The organism is Bifidobacterium sp. MSTE12, assembly GCF_000513015.1.
Lineage (GTDB): Bacteria > Actinomycetota > Actinomycetes > Actinomycetales > Bifidobacteriaceae > Bifidobacterium > Bifidobacterium dentium.
In genome coordinates this window covers 94465-113504 of the sequence record NZ_AZYA01000007.1, presented here as the reverse complement: position 1 = coordinate 113504, position 19040 = coordinate 94465, and the positions used below count along the sequence as shown (strand labels likewise).

The window sequence follows — 19040 nt, the reverse complement described above, 5'->3', positions numbered from 1 at the left end:
CATGCAACATTGAGGAAATCGTCCGAATCGTCATTAAGGGTTTGGATGGGGAGCCACGGCCTCATCGCCGTATCCCCCAATCTTGTAGGTGGGGTAGCGATGGCCGTCGCAGCAGAGGATACACGGCGGCCATGCCCGATCATCCGGGAGCCATACCCCTTTATGAGGTCAGTCGCCGATTGCGACGACGGCCTTGGAAACACCGGAAATCTTGCCATCGAGGAAATCCTGCACCTCTTCGAGCCCGAGCTCGTGGCTGATCAGTCCGCCGATGTTCATCTTGCCCGAAGACACCAGCGAGATGGCGTCACGGAACGTCAACGGGTTAATGAAGGACCCTTGGATGGTCAACTGCTTCTTGTAGATGTCATAGGTGTTCATTTCGAAATGGGCTTCCTGCGGGCCGACGCCGAACATCAGCACCTGGGCTCCCTTCTTCGCGGCACTGATGGCCTGCGCCTGCGTTGCCGGAAGTCCAACGGCCTCGATGATGACGTCATAGGCCTCGGACGGAATCTGCTCACGGGTCGTATTGTAGGTTTCGGTAACGCCGAACTGCGACTTGTTGCGTTCCAACTTCTCGTCGAAGATGCCCGCCAGGTCGACCCGATGCACACCGTAGGCCTGCAGCAGCTGAGCGAAAATCTGCCCCATGAAGCCGTCACCGATGACCAAAGCCTTCTGGTACGGGTGAAGCTTGAGCAAATCAAGGCCATGCACCGCACAGGAAACGGGCTCGATGGCGGCGGCGTCGCGCAGGGAGACATTGTCGGGCAGCGCATAGACCACGGTGGCCGGAGCGGTGAACTGCTCGGCCAGACCACCGTCACGGGTGACGCCGACGGCGCTCAGATGGTCACACAGTTCCGGACGCTGAGTAAGGCAGTACTCGCATTGACCGCAGTAGATGTTCGGATCGACGGCCACCCGATCGCCGACCTTGACGTTGGTGACCTCAGCACCGATCGCGGCAACGACGCCCGAGTTCTCATGCCCCAGCACGATCGGCGGCACGGCTGCGGCGGAGCCAGGACGGCCCGCATACAGATCGTGATCGGTACCGCACACACCCGCATATGCGGTGTTGATCAGCACCTCATTCGGCAGTATCTCGGGAGTGGCCAGATCTTGGATCTCGAATTCCTTGACGCCGGTAAGTACCAGAGCCTTCATGATTGTTCCTTTCCACCTTGAAAGTGATGTCCGACAGATTGTTCCGCCTGATAGCCCATGACTATACGCTTTTTTAAATTGTTTTGCAAATTTCTTTTCATAAAGTTATTTATAAAGTGTGTCGCAGTACCTCGACCAATGCATACCACCGGCATTCAGCCGTTTTCCGCCGAGCACGCAAGTCCGAACGCCGAGGTGCGTAACGATGTGACAGACATACCCCTTTCGTCAAATGTTTGACGACTGTCGTCGCTTACAATAGGTCTATGAGAAACCCACCCTTGCATCGTTACGCAACCCGACCTGGTCTCTACTTCACCGACGATGGTGGCGCGGACGCAGTAGTCCGTTCCGAAACGGCGGATCAGGTGTGGTTCTGCGTGCTTGAACCCCTCGACCAACCCAGTGCCTTCTACGCCGAAGCGGTACGCCTGTTCAACGAGCCGGACATCTCGTTCATCGAACAGGCGCAATCGCAGAAGATCTGTACCAGACGCATCCCCTCGCTCAATCTGCGGGAGACGCTGTTCATGATGGACGGCCCGAATTACGGCTTATGGTACGTGCACATACCCAAGGCATGGGACGGCATGCATTACGGCTACCGCGTGAACGGCCCATGGGACCCGAACCACGGCGTGAGCTTCAATCCATACAAGCTGCTGCTCGACCCTTATGCAAAAGGCATCGATGGCTCGATGAAACTTAATCCGGGTGCATTCGCCTACGCATGCGAAATCATGAACGGCAAGGTCAAAGGTTCGCCGTTCGGCCCGATGAGCACCGTTGACTCACTGGGCCATATGCCGGTTTCCGTGGCCATCGACGATCGCGATGCGAACAAACATGAGGGCGAGCCCTCGCATCCGCATGTGGCTTGGAGCAAAACCATCATCTATGAGCTGCACGTCAAGGGTTTCACCGCCAACGCACCATGGTTGCCGAAAGAGCTACGCGGCACCTATGCGGGCCTGGCCCACCCCTCGACGCTCTCCTATCTGCAGGATCTGGGCGTGACCTCCATCGAATTGATGCCGATTCAGGCCAAGCAACCGGAACTGTTCCTGCAGGAACGCGGCCGTACCAATTATTGGGGCTATTCCACATTGGGATACTTCGCCCCGGAGCCTTCGTACGCCACTAGGGCCGCGCAGGAGGCGGGAGCGGCCGCCGTTCGCAAAGAGGTCATCGACATGGTGCGCGCACTGCACGAAGCGGGCTTCGAAGTGATCATGGACGTGGTCTACAACCACACCTGCGAATCCGGTCCGGAAGGCCCCACCATCTGCTGGCGCGGTCTCGACAACCTCTCCTACTACAGGCGCAACAAGGAGAAGATCAGTCGCCTGTACGACACCACCGGATGCGGCAATACACTCGACTTCACCAACACGCATGTCGTCACCTTCGCGGTGGATTCCCTGCGCTACTGGGCCAAACGCATCGGCATCGACGGCTTCCGCTTCGACCTGGCGGCCACGTTGGCCCGTCTCGACGGCGATTTCACCAGTTACCACCCGTTCCTGTACGCCCTGCGCTCCGACATGCTGCTGGGCAATCTGAAGATGATCATGGAACCTTGGGACGTCGGTCCGGGAGGCTGGCGCACCGGCCAGTTCGGCATTCCGTTCGCCGAATGGAACGACCGGTTCCGCGATACCACACGCAAGTTCTGGCTGACCGATGTGGAACGTAATCGAGGCGGCGAATCCGGCGTGGTGACCATGCAGGAGATGGCCACTCGTCTGTGCGGTTCGGCCGACCTATTCGCCACCGATCCCGGACGTGGCTCGACCGCATCCGTGAATTACGTGGCCTGCCATGACGGTTTTACCATGGCCGATCTTACGCGCTACCGCCACAAGCACAATGAGCGCAACGGCGAAGACAACCGCGACGGTACGAACGACAATCATTCGGTCAATTTCGGTTATGAGGGTCCCAGCGACGACCCCATCATCATTCAGCAGCGCGAACGGGCCATGGCGAACATGCTCGGCATGCTGCTCCTGTCGTTGGGCACGCCGATGTTGCTCTCCGGAGACGAATTCGGCAATTCGCAGAACGGCAATAACAATGCCTACATGCAAGACAATCCGACCACATGGCTGGATTGGGACTGGTTGTACAGCACCGAGCAGACGCCGGAACTCAAGCAGTTCGATCTGGTGTCGCGTCTGATTGCGTTGCGCAAATCCCGCGATCTGTATGATCATGAGGATTTCTTCACCAGATTGAGCAAAATCGGACTGCTCAAGCGTTCCGATCGTGTGCACTGGTTCCTGCCGAGCGGCCATGCCCCACATGACGCCGATTGGACGAATCCAGCGGTACGCACCTTTGCCATGCAGCTGCTCTCTCCCGATGGATCGGGCCTGATGATTCTGATCAACGGTTCCGACGAAATCTCCCGTTTCCATCTGCCGGCCGACAAGGAGTGGGAGATGGTGTGGTCCTCCGCCGAAGTTTCAGGAGAATACCCCGGCCAAGGTACGTCGGTGGATCGTGTGGCCGAACTGAATGAGGAATCGGAAAACAAGCCGGCGGGTCGTTTCAGCGATCATCTGCATCGTCTGAACATGATGTACTGGCATGCCGACGTGAACGACGGAGCCGTACCCGAAGACATCTATGATGCCGAAGGCGCTGATGATCCGACCCTATGGACGATTCCGGCGTTGAGCATCAGCGTGATGCGGCAGATATCCGCCGACTGACCGCACTCATAACGAGGAAGCCCCTCGAAGGAACGAATCCTTCGAGGGGCTTCGTACAAGCCGTAAAGCTTTAGCGCTTCGAGAACTGCGGAGCGCGACGAGCCTTGTGCAGACCGGCCTTCTTGCGTTCCACGACGCGGGCGTCGCGGGTCAGGAAGCCAGCCTTCTTCAGGGTGGCGCGGTTCGCATCACGATCGATGGCGTTCAGCGCGCGGGCAACGCCCAGGCGGATTGCACCGGCCTGACCGGTGGTGCCGCCACCATCAACGAGGACGATAGCGTCGAACTTGCCTTCGAGCTTGAGCAGAACGATCGGGGAGTTGACCTCACGCTGCAGCAGCTTGGCCGGGAAGTACTCTTCCAGGGTGCGACCGTTGATGGTCCACTTGCCGGTGCCCGGAACCAGACGAACGCGAGCGACGGCTTCCTTGCGACGACCGGTGCCGTAGCCCAGAGCGATGGCGGAAGTGCCGGTGCCAGCGCCAGCGTTGGTTTCGGTGGTGTACGAGGTGAGCTCCTCTTCGGTCTCGAGAACCGCGGAGTTGTTGGTGTTTTCAGCCATGTTTCTTATCTCCCTTCGGTTCACTTAGCCTGCTGCGAGACCTGAGCGATCTCGAAAACCTGCGGCTGCTGTGCGGTGTGCGGATGCTCGGCACCACGGAAGATGCGCAGGCGACCCAGCTGCACCTTGGCCAGACGGTTCTTCGGCAGCATGCCCTTGATAGCGGAACGGATGATGCGCTCAGGATCCTTTTCCAGAAGTTCGGCGTAGCTATCGCGACGCAGACCACCCGGACGACCGGAGTGCTTGTACAGTTCCTTGCCCATCTTGTTGCCGGTCAGAGCGATCTTGTCGGCATTGATGATGATCACGTGGTTACCGGAATCGGCGTGCGGAGCGTAGGTCGGCTTGTTCTTGCCACGCAGCAGGATGGCTGCCTGGGAGGAAAGACGGCCGAGCACCACGTCGGTGGCGTCGATGATGTACCAGTCGTGAGTCAGATCAGCTGGCTTCGGAGTGAAAGTTTTCACGATGTACCTTTTCTATATATTGTGTTCCGGACCCTCCGACCGCGCCGAACGTTGGTTAGGCGTTGCAATGGTGCCGTTTTCGGGTCTCATTATCCGTGGGCTCCCTGAAAGTCCTCGATGGCGAGTGGGAAAAGCGCTTTGAAGGACCCCGTAGGGAAACACAACAATCTACTAGTGTATCGCCAGCCTTGACATTCGGCAACACGAAATGCAAGGGGTGCCCACCGGCATCGCACCGGCGGACACCCCATGCCCGACCCGTCCGGAATCAGCCGCGCATGATGGCGGCAATCTCCTGAAGACGCGGTTGGTCGAACAACTCTTCCAAGGGCACGAGATTGCCCTTGCCGTCAGCCAACGGGATACGCCAGTTCGGATACTCGTTGTTCGTGCCCGGCTGGTTCTGCGTACGCTTTTCGCCGACCGCGTCGACGATGGAGGCGGCCATGAGCTTGCATGGCGAGCCCTTGAGCCCGCGGTACAGCGCATCGACGATCTCGTTTTCGTTGGCGAGCTCATCCCGCAGGGTCGCCTTGTCGAGATACCCCTCCTCGACGAGCATGTTCAGCATGGCGTTGTGCTCGGCGGTCGCGGAGGCCTGGAATTCCTCCACCGGCCCGGACAGCAGGCCCAGCTGCTCACGTAGCTTGACGTGGCCGTATTCGAGATAGCCGGCCGCCGGCGGCATGTCGTGCGTGTTGACGGAGGCCAATGCATACGGGCGCCAATCATGCGGCGCACGGAACTCGCCATCGAACTGCTCGAACCATTCCACGGCACAGCCAAGAATGCCATGTGCGGACAGCGACTTGGACACATACGGCGGCACCACGCCGAGGTCCTCGCCTACCACCACGCCACCGGCGCGCGAAGCCTCAAGCGCCAATACGCCAAGCATGACGTCGGAATCGTAGTACACGTAGGTGCCGTCGGTGGCCTTCTTGCCTTCCGGAATCCACCACAAACGGAACAGACCGAGAATATGGTCGATGCGCACGGCACCGGCATTGGCGAACATGCCATGCACCATGTCCCGGTACACTTTGTAGCCGGTCCGCTCCAGAGCGATCGGGTTCAATGGCGGCTGGCTCCAATCCTGGCCCTGCTGGTTGAACATGTCCGGCGGGGCGCCGACCGTGGCACCCTTGGCGAAACGTTCCGGATTCCACCACACGTCGGAGCCGGACGGATGCACGCCCACGGCCATGTCGGCGACGATGCCGATCTTCATGCCGGCCTCGCGTGCGGCCTGCTGCGCCGCATGAAGCTGCTCGGTGGCCACCCATTCGAGCCAGCGGTAGAACTCGAGCGTATCGGGGAACCGGTCGCGCAATTCCCGAATCTCGACGGAATCGCGGTTGAACATACGCTCCCAATTGTCGGGCCTGCCATTGGGCGCGCCCCATTTGTCGTAGCACAGGCACCACGTGGCATAGGATTCGAGCTCGTCGCCGCAACCGGCCAGGTATTCCTTGAACTGCGCCTGACGTTCGGCGGTACGTCCGGATGTGAAGATGATCCACAACGCGTGCATCTTGGCCCGCCACATGGCGTCGCGGTCGATGACCTGCGCATCGCCGTTGAGCGGTTCGACACGCGCATGCAACTCGTCGACCTGCTTCTTGCCATCAGGGTTCAGCGTGGCATATTCCGGCACGGATTCGGGGCGAATGTAGCTGAAGTTGATGAAGCGACGGGAGATCGGCAGGTACGGCGACGGCGTCAACGGCGGCACCGGTTCGGCGGCATGCATCGGATTGATGAGCATGAAGTCGGCACCGGTCCTTCTCTTGGATTCGACCAACAGGGTCTTGAGATCCTCATAGTCGCCCACGCCCCAAGAGCCGTTGGAACGGATGGAGTACAGCTGACTCATCCAACCCCACAGGGAGCCTTCCTTCATGTCATCGAGCAGTTCGATCTTTTCCGGAGCGCTGATAACGGTTGCATCCTGGGTGCGCTCCCCCACCCGTACATGCAGGGTATGGTATCCGGCCGGTAGGCCCTCCGGCAATATCACCGAAGAAGTGGAGACGAACGTGTCGTCAATCTCATGGATGGAGCCGTCACCGGCACCATAGGCGATCTTCCCCGCGAATTCACTGCCATCCTCCAACGTGATGCTGGCCTGCGGCGCCTCGAGGACGCCGACGTTGACCAGCACCTTGCTCGGCTTGCCCACCGTGTGCAGCACCGTGGGTGCCACCAGCCGTGAACGGCGGTCGCGAAGAATGGATTCCATGGACTGTTCGATCGCCCCATCGTTGGAAGCGTCGATACCAAGCGCCTTGAGCACCGCCACCAGAACATCGTCTTCGATTTCATGGTAATCATGGCTCATGCCCACATAGCTGGTGGCGACGCCGACCAACTTGGCCAGACGAATGAGCGGCCGGGCGAGACGCGTTGCGTTTTCGGTCTGTTCTGTCATAAGCAACAGTCTAGAACCTTTCAACGTGCGCCACGCGTACTTTCCTCACGAAATGACAACGTATTCAATACGATTCGTCATGCACGACGCGATTGCGCGGCCCGGACCACCTCTCCGGAGGGATCTTCGGCAAGCTTGGCGAGCATCGCCGGAGACGTGTTCGGGTTGAGCGCCACTGCCCTACGCACCATGGAAGCCAATACCGCAGGGGCTTTCGGCTCGAGTTCGGTGCCGAGCGCGCCGAGAAAGTCAAGGGTTTGCGTATCCATGTTCGGATCCTGCGCCCCTTCAAGGCGCATCTTCCAAGATGTGCGCTTGTTCCGCAGGGCGATGTCCCTCACCTCCGCGGATTCGTCCTTGGTGAGGCGGCCTACCAGCCAGTTCTTGTCATCGGCGTTGCCCGCCACGGCCTTGCGCACCTCAACGGATGCGTCGGTGGACAGTTTGACCAGAATGTTCGGGAACGGCATGGTTTCGGCCAGGAAGATGCGATCCTCCAACGGAGTATGCGGATTGCCGGCCACGGCCTCCAGCAGTGCGGTGGCACGCGAGAATGCGGCCTGTTCAGCACGGTCCGGCAACGGACGTCGGGCGAATTCGCTCAGCTCGGCGGCATCGGTGGAGTGGCGAAGACGCTCATACGTGGCGGTCAACGGTTCGAAATCGGTGGGAACCGCCTGCACATCCGCCCGTTCGGCGGTGTCGTTTCCGGCATGCTCGGCATGTTCGATGTTCTCGGCATCAGTCATAGTCTTCACCTTACGCCATACCGTAATCGAAAGCTCACAGCTTGACCGGACGGTTGGTCGTACCGACCAATTCCGGCGTGACGGCCGCGTTGAACGTCTCAATCATGCGGGATTCAAAGGTCGCGGCATGCTCCTGCGGTACGATCACACGCATTGCGATGCGATCCGTATACTGCGCGTCGACCTGCTCGCCCTGCACTGACGCCAGCAGATTCTGGAAGCTGCCGAGCTGCGGGTAATCCAGCACTATCCGGTATTCCCCGCACGGTACGATCCTCGCCTTGCTCGCCGCTTTCACCGCAATGGACGCGCCGGTCGAATAGGCTCGGATAAGCCCGCCCGAGCCGAGCAGGATTCCGCCGAAATAGCGAGTGACGGCAACCACGCAGTCGGTCATCTCATTGGCGCGCAGCACATCGAGAATCGGCTTGCCTGCGGTGCCGGACGGCTCACCGTCATCACTCATCCGTTCCGCAAGACGACCGTCGGAACCGCCGCAGACCGCGGCATAGGCAACATGACGGGCCTTCGGATGCTTCTCACGAATCATCGCGACGAAGGCGAGCGCATCATCCAACGAATCGATATGACAGGCGTCACCGATGAATTCCGACTTCTTTTCGACGAACGCGTCATGCGCCGGCCGATCGGCGGAATCAAGTATGGTCTGCATGCCTTCAACCTACCCGATTCAGCCGACCTGACGATCAGACGACGACGTTGAAATCCTCGCCCCTGAAGAATGCGGCGACGGACTGCACGACCTGCTCGGTGATGCCGACGTATGCGCCATCGGTACGCCATGCGGTGTGCGGGGTGAGCACGATGCCGGGAATCCGGCACAGCGGGTCATCGGCGCCGAGCGGCTCATGCTCGAATACGTCGAGTGCGGCGGGAATATCGCCACGTTCCAGACGCTTGAGCAGTGCTCCGGGTTCGAGGATTTCGGCGCGTGCCGTGTTGACGAACAAGGTGCCGGGCCTTAACGCCTCGAGGTTTTCGGCGGTGATGATGCCGCGCGTGGAGTCGAGCAGCGGCATGTGGATGGACACGACGTCGCTGCCGGCGATCAGCTCGTTCATGTCGTCGACCGGAGTGACGTTGCAGTCGGTAAGCACCTGTTCGGGCACATGCGAGTTCCATGCGGAGACCTTCATGCCGTAGGCGTTTGCGATACGGGCCACAGTCTGGCCGATGCCGCCGAGGCCGATGATGCCGAGCTTCTTGCCGAACAGTTCGTAGCCGTCGTTGCCGGCCCAGTCGCCCGCCTTGACCTCGCGGTCAAGCTGTCCGACATGACGTGTGAGCTCCATCAGCAATGCCATGGTGTGTTCGGCGACGGCATGGTCGCCGTAATGCACCACATTGCAGACACGGATGCCTTGCGCCTTGGCCTTCTCAAGATTGATGTAGCTGGCCACGCCAGTGCCGCCAAACGCGTAGCACTTGGCATGGGTGCGTTCGAGAATCGAGTCGGTGCAGTGGAAGCCGATCACCATAACGGCGTCGGCTCCGTCGCAACGGGCCACGATGGTGTCCTCATCCAATGTGAAATCCTCATACATGCGCACTCGTGCAACATTTTCCAGCAGTCCGAAACACCGCTTGAACGGTTCGATCATGGATGCAACGACCACCGGCATGACGACCAGCGGCAGATCGGTGCGTTCCGGCTGGGTCTCAACGATTTCGACCATATATGGTTCCTTTCCACGCAACTTACGGCGACATTACGATGACGACGTTACGATTACGTGGCATATTCTGTCACAATGCTATTTCCCGGAAGAAGTCGTCTGCTCCGTGGTGATGTTCCATTCCCGTACAACGTTCTGGTCGGCTCCCATGGAGTAGATGACGTTCCATATGCGTTGCCGTTGGTTCGCATCCTCGGCGTCGTTCCAGCATGTGCCGTCGGGATGGTCGCTGGCGAGCGAGCACCACTGGTACTGCCCCTGCCGCATGTTGGCGGTCGGAATCCAGTCGATGCGGCTGACGCGCCAGGAACCGGCCACGCCTTTCTTGCCGGCGAACTGCACGCGGGCGGTCACACCCTGATTGTTGACCTCGTTGCCGGGAATGTAGGAGGTCACGGTCACCGCATTGCCCAGGCCGTAGATAATCCAGGTGCCGTTGTAGTTCTCGATGGGCTGTGCGCAGTGGCATCCGGCGCCGTAGATCACGTCGAATGCACCGGTATCGGCCAGTTCATGCGCTTCGGACTGTTGCCACGAATCGGCATAGTCCAGATACTCCTGCACCGAGTGCATGGCGATGGCCACCACGTCGGCTCCCTGTTCGCGCGCGGCCTTCGCCTTGGCCACGGCTTTGTCGATATCGGCCTGATGATTGGGATCGCTCGCCTCACGCAACCGATCGACACGCCAATCGAAATCAGGAGTCTGCGCATTCAACGACACCGTTCCCGAGATCAGGCCGAGTTTGCCGCCACCGGTCGGCGAGTCGATGACGAGCGGCTTGGTGGAATCCTCTTCGGTCTTGTAAGAGCCGGTCTGCGCGATGCCGTCGGCCTCCAAGGTGTCCCACAGGCGCGAGATGCCATCAGCACCCTGGTCCCATGAATGGTTCGACGCATGCGTGCAGGCACGATAGCCGACGTTCTTGGCGGCATCGGCGACCTCCGGCGGAATGTTGAACACCGGATAGCCGGTATACGGACCGCCGCGTTGGGCGATCGGGGTCTCAAACTCGCACACCGCGATGTCGGAGGCATCGATATATTTACGCATCGGCTCAAACAGGCTGGTGAAATCGAAGGCCGTGCCATCGGTGGCCGCGGTGTTGGCACTCGCAAAATTATTCCACAGCCCCTCATGGAACAGCAGGTCGCCGTTGACGAGCATGGCGATGCAGTCCGTATCCGGGCAATCCGGGGAGTTGCCGTGATGTTCCGTCGCCTCGGTCTGCTTCGCCGTCGCCTTTGCCTGCGATTGCCGTGTGGACGTCGTTGCCGGATCCGCCACATGAGTCGTCTCCTGCGAGCGCACCTGCTGTACTACGAACCACCCTCCGACCGCCAGCACGGCGATGATGATGATTGCCGCAACCATTGCGATCCTGCGCCTGCCGGCTGTCAGCAATTCCGGATTGGATGCATGCAAGGCATCTTTTCTGATACGCATGGCCGTACCCTTCTTCTTCGATATTCTCTCTTGTTCAAGAATATCGAAAAGCGCGGCGAACCGCGGTGTTGAGATACCTGAAACGTTGACTTCGGTGGAATGCGACGGACGGTCACCACTTGCGTTCCATAGCTTGAAAACGTTGATATTCCGCCGTTTTGGCATGAAAAAAGGGCTTCCGGATTGCTCCGAAAACCCTCAGGGCGGAGTCAGAGGGATTCGAACCCTCGAGCCGCTAAACACGACTAACACCTTAGCAGGGTGCCCCTATCGGCCACTCAGGCATGACTCCACTGTTGCGACTGTGACGTTGTCACGACGCAACAGCATGTAACTATAGCATCTATCTGGAGGCAAAACACCAGAAACCGGAAAAATCGTAAGCCGTTGGCGTGATTTCGCACGACACGAGACGCACACTGACGCCACATCGGCACGAAAAATTGGCCCGCGACCATCTGACGACCCGGCCTCTACGCGGGATTCTCATCTCCGGAGAACGTGACGATCACCGCCACAATCACCAATGCGATGCCTGCACACTCCCCCAATGTCGGGACCTCACCGAAAGCGAGGGCGATGAACGTGGCCATGGCGGGATTGATGGACTGCACCACGGAATAGCGTGCGGACGGAATGCGTCGCATCACCACCTGATCGGTCAGATACGGCAGGAACGAACCGAACAGCGACACCAGGAACAGCAATGCCAGCAACGCCGCAACGCCCCACGAGGCGTGCACCCAGGTCGCGTCGGCCTTGGGCCTGGCCAGATGGGCGATGGCGCCCGGAGCCAGGAACACCGACTGCATCAGCCAACCAAGCACGGTACCCCAGCACAGCATGTCGATTGGATGACCCTTGGTCGCGACTTTGCCTCCGAGCACGATATAGCAGCCCCACATGGAACCGCCGATCAGAATGGCGATCAGGCCGATCAGGAAGCTGCCGCCGTTCTCGCCGCCAAGCGAGATGCCGGCCAGCAGCACCACGCCACAGGCCGCAATGCCGATGCCGACGCGCTCGCGCCAACTATGCCCGGTGATGACGGCCACGCCAAGAGGTCCGATGAATTCGATGGCGGTGGCGATGCCGATATCCATATTGCTGATCGCCACATAATACATGGTGTTCATCAACACCAAAGCCGCGCCGAAACCCGCCAGCAGGGTCCAGTCCCTGCGGGTTCCCGGCAATGAATCGCGCCTGTCGGCCTTCCAAGGCTTACGCCAGGCCAGTAGCATCAGGGCCATGAAACCGACGCGGTACCATGCGGCGTACACTGCGTCCAATTGGGTGAACGCCACTTTGGCCACGCCGGTGGCGGTATAGATCATCACTGCTTCGCAAATGGCGATGACGACGATCGGTAGACGGTTCAGCGCCGTCATGATGACTCTCTTCACGAGGCACCAGCGTACTCACGGAACGGTCAAACAACGACACGCAACGCAACACGATGTGACGATCACACCATATTCGAACATCTGTTTCAATCAGCGGCGGAAATCGCCTATCATGGAACCATGAGCACGGCACCACGAATCGCAGCGGCCAAACGTAACTGGGGTCACGACGAGACCGGCTGTACGGTGCTGCATATCGACATGGACGCCTTCTACGCCTCACTGGAAGTGGCACGGCACCCGGAATATGCGGGCAAGCCGGTCATCATCGGCACCGGCAACCGGTCGGTGGTGTCGGCGGCCAGCTATGAGGCGCGCGCATACGGCATCAATTCGGCCATGGCGAGCTCGCGAGCGCATCAATTGTGCCCGAACGGCATTTTCCTGCCGGTCGACATGCAGTATTACCGCGCGATGTCACGACGTATCTTCACCGAGGTGTTCAGTCGAATCACCGATCGGATCGAACAGGTGTCGGTGGATGAATGCTATATGGACGTTTCCGGCGCACTGCTACGCTGGCGCACCGCTTCCGCAATCGGCGCGTGGATTCGCGAACAGGTCGCCGCACGCTACCACGTGACCTGTTCCGTCGGTATCGCGGCGAACAAACTGGTTGCGAAAATGGCGTCGACGAACGCCAAACCGAACGGCATGCTGATGATTCCCCTGGCCCGGCATGCCGAATTCGTGCAGATGATGCCGCTGCGTGGCATTCCGGGTATCGGGCCATCACTCGAACGACGGCTACGTACGTGGGGCATCAATTCGGTTGCCGATGTGGCGAGGATGGATGAAACGACCTTGGCCGAGGCCACGGGTTCGACGATTGCCGCGCACGGGCTGTATATGGCGTCACATGGTTTGGATGACCGCCCGGTCACGCCGTACACACCGGAAAAGTCGATAGGCTCGGAGCGTACGTTCGACACGGATACGCAGGATATGCGGCAGGTATGTTCGATGTTGCGGCATTGCTGCGATGAGGTGGCGAGCACGTTGCGTCGGCGCAGACTGATGGCACGCAAGGTGATGGTGAAGCTGCGCTTTCCGGATTTGAGCTACACCACGAAGGGACGCACCATGGAACGGCCGACGGATATGGCGAGCGTGCTGTATCCGCAATGCGTCGACCTGCTGTTGCGGATGATGGGCATGGAGTCCGGCTCGGCGCATGCGATTTCGTTGCCCCGTCCGATACGTTTGGCCGGCATGAGCGCCAGCGGACTGGTCGAAGCCGGTTCCGCCATCATTCAGCCGTCGCTGGAGGACCTGCTGGAGGAAGAAGACACGGCGCAGGATTGCGACACCCGCAGGAAGGAGCCGAAAACCGAACGCCTGCGTGGAGCCGAGCAGGCGCTGGACGCGGTCCGGCGCAAATACGGCGACGACATCGCCAGTTTCGGCATCTAGCGGGCCAGACGTTCGGCGGCGTCAGCGATGGCGGCGTCACCGGCGGTGGCGGAGAACCGCAAATATTCCGGAGCCCCATAGAATTCGCCGGGACTCGCGATGATGCCGATCCGGGCAAGTTGCTCCATGTCTTTCCAACAGTCGCCGGACTTGGCCTTCACCCACACGTACAAGGCCCCGTCGGGCATATCGGTGCAGTACCCGTAGGCGCGCAACGCACTCACCAATATGCCGAGACGATTCGCATACCGTTTGCGCTGCGCTTTGACCGACTCCAGATCGCGAAGTCCCACGGCCATGGCAGCCTGTACCGGTCCGGGAATGATCTGCCCGATCTGCTTGCGATACGCGGTCATCGGTACGATCAACGACTTGTCACCGGCAATGAACGCCGTACGATAGCCGGCCATATTGGACTGCTTGCTCAAGGAATACAACACAAGCACGCCTTGCGCGGAGCCGCCGCACACATCCGGGCGCAGGGCGCATGGCGTGGATGCGAGAGTGTCCGCATCCGCTTCGACATCCACGTTTCCCCACTGCATCAACGCATAGCATTCGTCGGAAAGCACCACGGCCCCGATGCCACGCGCGGCCGCCACGATTGCGGCCATCTGCTCGGCGGCAAGCACCGCACCGGTCGGATTGCATGGCGAGTTCACCCATATGGCCTTGACGCCCGGCACATCCTTCCAGGATTCCACATCGGCCACGTCATCGACCTTGAGCACTTTGGCACCGGCCAACTGGGTGCCAATCTCATAAGTCGGGTAGGAGACCTTCGGCTGCACCACCACGTCACCCACACCCAAGTGCAGCAGGGAGGCCATCAGCGCCACCCCCTCCTTGGAGCCGACGGTCGGCACCACGTCCGCATCAATCGCCGTCAGATCGACATTGCGCGCCGCCGCGAACCATTCGGCGATGGCGGAACGCAGATCGGCGGTGCCGGCGGTGACCGGGTATCCGTAGGCGTTCGGATCGTTTGAAGCCGCACCAAGCGCCTTGCGCACCGAATCCGGCACCGGGTCGACCGGCGAGCCTACGGACAAGTCGACCATGCCACCGAATGCGGCCTTCGCCGTACGCTTGAAGGAGGCAATCCGTGACCAATCGTACGGTGACGAAAACTCATGAAAACCCATCCGTGGAACTCCTTACGTCAGTGCGCTGCGATACTCGTTCCAGCATACGACGAAAGGCCGCCACTCGACGTGACGGCCTTCGACAAAGCAAATGGAGACGGAAAGTCTCACTGATTCTGAGGGGGCAGTGCCGCCACCTGTTCGGGATCCTTACCGATCGGACCCGCTGCGGAAGCGCCGCCCAGATCGCCGACCTCGGCGAAGAAGCTGACGGCGGCATCCTTGTACCAAGCCCACTCGTCGGGCAGATCATCCTCATAGAAAATGGCCTCGGTCGGGCACACCGGCTCGCATGCGCCGCAATCCACGCACTCATTCGGATTGATGTACAGGGAGCGGGAACCCTCATAGATGCAATCAACCGGGCATTCATCCACACATGCCTTGTCTTTGACATCGACGCAAGGCTGAGCGATCACGTACGGCATGGTTACCTCCTTACAAACTTGACTGTTCCAGACTACTCTTGCTCTCGGGCAACATCCAATTCGCCGGTGCCGAGACAGGCATGACGGTAGCCGTAGCCGAAATAGATGGCGAAACCGACCAGAAGCCATACCACGAAACGGATCCAGGTGAGCACACTCAGGTTGAGCATCAGCCACACATTGGCGAGTGCAATGAGAATCGGAATCCACGGATTGCCGGGCATCCTGAACGTACGTTTCAGATCGGGACGCTTTCTGCGCATGATCGGAACGGAAATCGCGACCAGCGTAAACGCCGACAACGTGCCGATATTCACCATGTCGGCAAGCACGTCGACGTCGGAGCATGCGGCGATCAGTGCCATGACCACGCCCACGATGACCTGCAGACGGACCGGAGTGCCATGCTTGCCGGTATGGCTCAATCCACGCGGCAGCAAGCCGTCACGGCTCATGGCGAACACCACGCGCGTAAGCCCCAGCAGCAGCACCATCACCACGGTGGCCAGACCGATCACGATGCCGAAGCTGATGATTTTGGCGGCCCAGTTGGCACCGACCATTTCGAAGGCGGTGGCCAGCGACGGACTCGCCTGCTTGGCGAGATCCTTATAGGAGACCATGCCTGTGGTGACGATGGCGACGAGCGTGTACAGCACGATGATCAGGCCCATGCCCACGCCGATGCCCAACGGTACGTTTCGTTTCGGGTTAATGGCCTCTTCGGACGTGGTGGCGACCACGTCGAAACCGAGGAAGGCGAAGAACACGAGCGCCGCGCCGGAAATGATGCCGGCCACGCCATAGATGCTCGGGGTCATGCCGGTGGCCCACTGCCACAACGGCTGGTTCATCACGGCGCTCACGCCGGAATCAGAGGATGCGGCTGGCTCGCTCGGCGGGATGAACGGAGTGAAGTTGTCGGCCTTGATATAGAAGAATCCGACGACCACCACAAACAGTACGATGGCGATCTTCAGCACGGTCAGCGCCCCATCCACGCGGGCGCCGATCTTGGTGCCGAGCACGAGCAGCGCGGTGAAGAAGGCTACGATGATCAGCGGCGCCACGTCGAAGTTGAACGATCCGATGGCGATGTTGGTATTGATGTTCCAGCCGATCAACCGGAAGAAGTCATTCAGGTACACGCCCCAGTATTTGGAGACGACGGAGCCCGCCATGAGCATTTCCAGAATCAGATCCCAACCGATCACCCACGCGATGATCTCACCCACCGTGGTATAGGTGAAGGTGTAGGCGGAACCTGCCACCGGAATCATCGATGCGAATTCGGCGTAGCACATTACGGCCGCACCGCACACGATGCCCGCGATCAGGAAGCTGATGATCACGGCCGGTCCGGCGTGGAAAGCCGCAGCCTGGGCTCCGATGGAGAAGATGCCCGCTCCGACGGCCACGGCCACGCCCATGATGGCCAGATCCCACCAAGTGAGGTCACGTTTGAGGGAACGCCCCGACTCGCCTGTTTCCGCAATGGTTTGCTCGACGGATTTCTTACGGAATACGTTCACCGCAATCCCCTTCCTCCATACGGCCGGTCATTCCGGCCGCTCTCGACAAGGGGCAAGTATAGAACGATACCGTCACATTGGCGTCACTTGAGATCCATGCCGATGACGACCGGTTCGGGTACCAAGCGGATGCCGTAAGCCGCTTCGACGCCATCCTGCACGGTTTTGGCGAGGTCGGCGATGTCGGCCGCGCTGGCGCCACCCCGATTGGTCAGCGCCAGCGTGTGCAACGTGGACAGGCCAGCGGTCGCGGTCGCGGCGGTTTTGAAGCCCTTGTGGAATCCGGCGTGATCGATGAGCCATGCGGCGGAGGTCTTGACGCCCGGCTCGCCGTCCGGCAGGGTCGCGTCGAAACGAGGCGCATCTTCGGGAAGGGCGGCCGCCTGCTCGATCGTCAGAATCGGGTTCATGAAGAAACTGCCGCAGCTATGGCGATTGAAATCCGGCTCGTCATTGCCGGCCTGGGTACGTTGCGCGTCATGCGCGATGGCGACCAGCCCGGCCTTCTTGGTACCGCGCATGGGTTCGGCAAGGTAGCGGTGGGAATCCTCCAGCATGCCCTTGGCGGCACGCACCGCAAGCACGGCGTTGCGGATATCCTTGGTATTCATACGATCACCGACCTCGACGCCAAGCGCCTTGGCGAGCTGACCATAGCCGACCACTCCGGTATCGCTATGGTGCAGGGCGAAGGTGACGGAAAGCACCACATATCGGGGGGTCGGGAAGAATTCGTCGGCCGGCGTAGCCGGAGCTGCATACATGCTGGCCTTAAGTGCACTCATGCGGTAGCCGAAGCGCAGATCTTCGGCGGTGAGGTCGCAGGTGCGTTTCTCCTTGCGGTCCCAGACCTCCACGCTGCGCACGCTGGAACCGACCTCCTGGCCATAGGCTCCGATGTTCTGCACCACCGATGCGCCAACGGTTCCAGGGATTCCGGACAGTCCCTCCACGCCTTCCAGACCGAGTTCGACGCAGAAATCCACGAAATCGTCCCAGTTGCAGCCGGCTTCGGCATTGACGTGTACGATTCTCTCGCCGTTCTCCACCGGAGCGGCCTCGTCAAGCACGTTGATGCTGCGGCGTGCGTCGCGAACGACCACACCGTTGAACGGCGTGTCGGCCACCAGCATGTTGGAGCCGCCGCCGATTACGCATAACGGCAGTCCCTTGGCATCCGCATCTTCAACAGCTTCGATGACGCCGACACGCGAAGTGGGTTCAAGGAAGATGGCGATGGGCCCGCCAACGCCGATGGTGGTGAGATCTGCAAAACTTGTCATAGTGCTCCAGAATAACAAAAACCCGACCGAAATGGTCGGGTTTGAAAGTGTTGAACTCGCTCAGCGGGTCTCGCGATGCACGGTCTGCTTGCCGCAGCGGGAGCAGAACTTCTTGAGCTCAAGACGATCCGGCGTGTTACGGCGGTTCTTCGTCGTGATGTAGTTACGCTCCTTGCACTCGGTGCATGCCAGCGTGATGCCCGGACGAATGTCGGCGCTCTTGCTTGCCATCTAGTTCACCTCTTGTGGTTCGTTGCTATACCGACATGCCGTCGGCCTTTGTAGCGAGAAAGAGACTCGAACTCTTGACCTTACGATTATGAGTCGTACGCTCTAGCCAGCTGAGCTATCCCGCCATGAGAGCCTCGAGTGAGAATCGGACTCACGACCTCTTCCTTACCAAGGAAGTGCTCTACCACTGAGCTATCGAGGCGTGGCGGATAGTGGATTCGAACCACTGAAGCACGAGGCGACTGATTTACAGTCAGTTCCCTTTGACCGCTTGGGAAATCCGCCGTGCTGCCTGTTTGGTTTGAACCCCAACCGGCAACCCGTTTAGTATGCCACGACCCCTCCGATAAACGCAAA

Annotated in this window: 16 protein-coding genes and 4 tRNA genes; 2 read left to right on the top strand and 18 right to left on the bottom strand. The window is 60.0% G+C overall.

Features of this window, described 5'->3' with window-relative positions; translation table 11 throughout:
- Window positions 1-168: 168 nt before the first annotated feature.
- Entirely contained in the window at window positions 169-1173 is a 1005-nt protein-coding gene (locus tag HMPREF1494_RS01275; RefSeq protein ID WP_003837381.1) for a zinc-dependent alcohol dehydrogenase family protein, read from the bottom strand.
- A 266-nt stretch (window positions 1174-1439) separates the two neighbouring features.
- Here HMPREF1494_RS01275 and glgX point away from each other — a divergent pair, with 266 nt between their 5' ends.
- Window positions 1440-3890 carry a glycogen debranching protein GlgX gene (glgX, locus tag HMPREF1494_RS01270; RefSeq protein WP_034518681.1) on the top strand — a complete coding sequence of 817 codons (2451 nt, stop codon included), beginning with the start codon at window positions 1440-1442 and terminating at the stop codon, window positions 3888-3890.
- A 70-nt stretch (window positions 3891-3960) separates the two neighbouring features.
- Here the strand turns inward: glgX and rpsI are convergent, their stop codons facing one another.
- The 9 genes from rpsI to HMPREF1494_RS01225 all read right to left on the bottom strand — a co-directional run bounded on the left by rpsI (window position 3961) and on the right by HMPREF1494_RS01225 (window position 12636).
- Window positions 3961-4452: a 30S ribosomal protein S9 gene (gene rpsI, locus HMPREF1494_RS01265; protein WP_034518678.1), complete on the bottom strand. Its 492-nt coding sequence runs from the start codon at window positions 4450-4452 to the stop codon at window positions 3961-3963.
- Between the two features lie 20 nt (window positions 4453-4472).
- The gene (gene rplM / locus HMPREF1494_RS01260) at window positions 4473-4922 is read right to left on the bottom strand and encodes a 50S ribosomal protein L13 (RefSeq protein WP_003837389.1); all 450 of its coding nucleotides are present in this window, start codon (window positions 4920-4922) and stop codon (window positions 4473-4475) included.
- 268 nt (window positions 4923-5190) lie between these two features.
- Entirely contained in the window at window positions 5191-7353 is a 2163-nt protein-coding gene (malQ, locus tag HMPREF1494_RS01255; RefSeq protein WP_034518674.1) for a 4-alpha-glucanotransferase, read from the bottom strand.
- A gap of 77 nt (window positions 7354-7430) precedes the next feature.
- Complete coding sequence (locus HMPREF1494_RS01250) at window positions 7431-8102, bottom strand: AbrB family transcriptional regulator (RefSeq protein ID WP_034518672.1); 672 nt, start codon at window positions 8100-8102, stop codon at window positions 7431-7433.
- A gap of 34 nt (window positions 8103-8136) precedes the next feature.
- On the bottom strand, window positions 8137-8775 hold the full coding sequence (locus tag HMPREF1494_RS01245; RefSeq protein ID WP_034518671.1) for a YigZ family protein: 639 nt from the start codon (window positions 8773-8775) through the stop codon (window positions 8137-8139).
- Window positions 8776-8809: 34 nt separating this feature from the next.
- Window positions 8810-9799, bottom strand: coding sequence for a D-2-hydroxyacid dehydrogenase family protein (locus HMPREF1494_RS01240; RefSeq protein ID WP_003837396.1), 990 nt, complete (start codon window positions 9797-9799; stop codon window positions 8810-8812).
- 78 nt (window positions 9800-9877) lie between these two features.
- Window positions 9878-11410, bottom strand: coding sequence for a CapA family protein (locus tag HMPREF1494_RS01235; RefSeq protein WP_034518668.1), 1533 nt, complete (start codon window positions 11408-11410; stop codon window positions 9878-9880).
- A gap of 39 nt (window positions 11411-11449) precedes the next feature.
- Window positions 11450-11537 (bottom strand) — tRNA-Ser (locus HMPREF1494_RS01230).
- 181 nt (window positions 11538-11718) lie between these two features.
- Window positions 11719-12636: an EamA family transporter gene (locus tag HMPREF1494_RS01225; RefSeq protein WP_003837399.1), complete on the bottom strand. Its 918-nt coding sequence runs from the start codon at window positions 12634-12636 to the stop codon at window positions 11719-11721.
- Window positions 12637-12771: 135 nt separating this feature from the next.
- Here HMPREF1494_RS01225 and dinB point away from each other — a divergent pair, with 135 nt between their 5' ends.
- Window positions 12772-14064, top strand: a complete 1293-nt coding sequence (dinB, locus tag HMPREF1494_RS01220; RefSeq protein WP_034518665.1) for a DNA polymerase IV — start codon at window positions 12772-12774, stop codon at window positions 14062-14064.
- Here dinB and dapC read toward each other — a convergent pair.
- The 8 genes from dapC to HMPREF1494_RS01180 form a co-directional block, all read right to left on the bottom strand.
- Window positions 14061-15209, bottom strand: a complete 1149-nt coding sequence (dapC, locus tag HMPREF1494_RS01215; protein ID WP_034518661.1) for a succinyldiaminopimelate transaminase — start codon at window positions 15207-15209, stop codon at window positions 14061-14063. The two genes, dinB and dapC, sit on opposite strands and share 4 nt — an antisense overlap.
- A gap of 107 nt (window positions 15210-15316) precedes the next feature.
- Window positions 15317-15637, bottom strand: coding sequence for a ferredoxin (fdxA, locus tag HMPREF1494_RS01210; RefSeq protein ID WP_003837405.1), 321 nt, complete (start codon window positions 15635-15637; stop codon window positions 15317-15319).
- Window positions 15638-15669: 32 nt separating this feature from the next.
- Window positions 15670-17169, bottom strand: coding sequence for an amino acid permease (locus tag HMPREF1494_RS01205; protein WP_003837407.1), 1500 nt, complete (start codon window positions 17167-17169; stop codon window positions 15670-15672).
- 83 nt (window positions 17170-17252) lie between these two features.
- A complete protein-coding gene (locus HMPREF1494_RS01200) occupies window positions 17253-18452 on the bottom strand; it encodes an FAD-binding protein (RefSeq protein ID WP_034518655.1) in 1200 nt (399 codons plus the stop codon).
- A gap of 60 nt (window positions 18453-18512) precedes the next feature.
- Window positions 18513-18683 (bottom strand): 50S ribosomal protein L33, encoded by a 171-nt coding sequence (gene rpmG, locus HMPREF1494_RS01195; protein WP_003807891.1) that lies wholly within the window; start codon window positions 18681-18683, stop codon window positions 18513-18515.
- 51 nt (window positions 18684-18734) lie between these two features.
- Window positions 18735-18808: transfer RNA gene (locus tag HMPREF1494_RS01190), tRNA-Met, on the bottom strand.
- A gap of 5 nt (window positions 18809-18813) precedes the next feature.
- A tRNA-Thr gene (locus HMPREF1494_RS01185) sits at window positions 18814-18885 on the bottom strand.
- Between the two features lies 1 nt (window position 18886).
- Window positions 18887-18968, bottom strand: a tRNA-Tyr gene (locus HMPREF1494_RS01180).
- Window positions 18969-19040 lie beyond the last annotated feature (72 nt).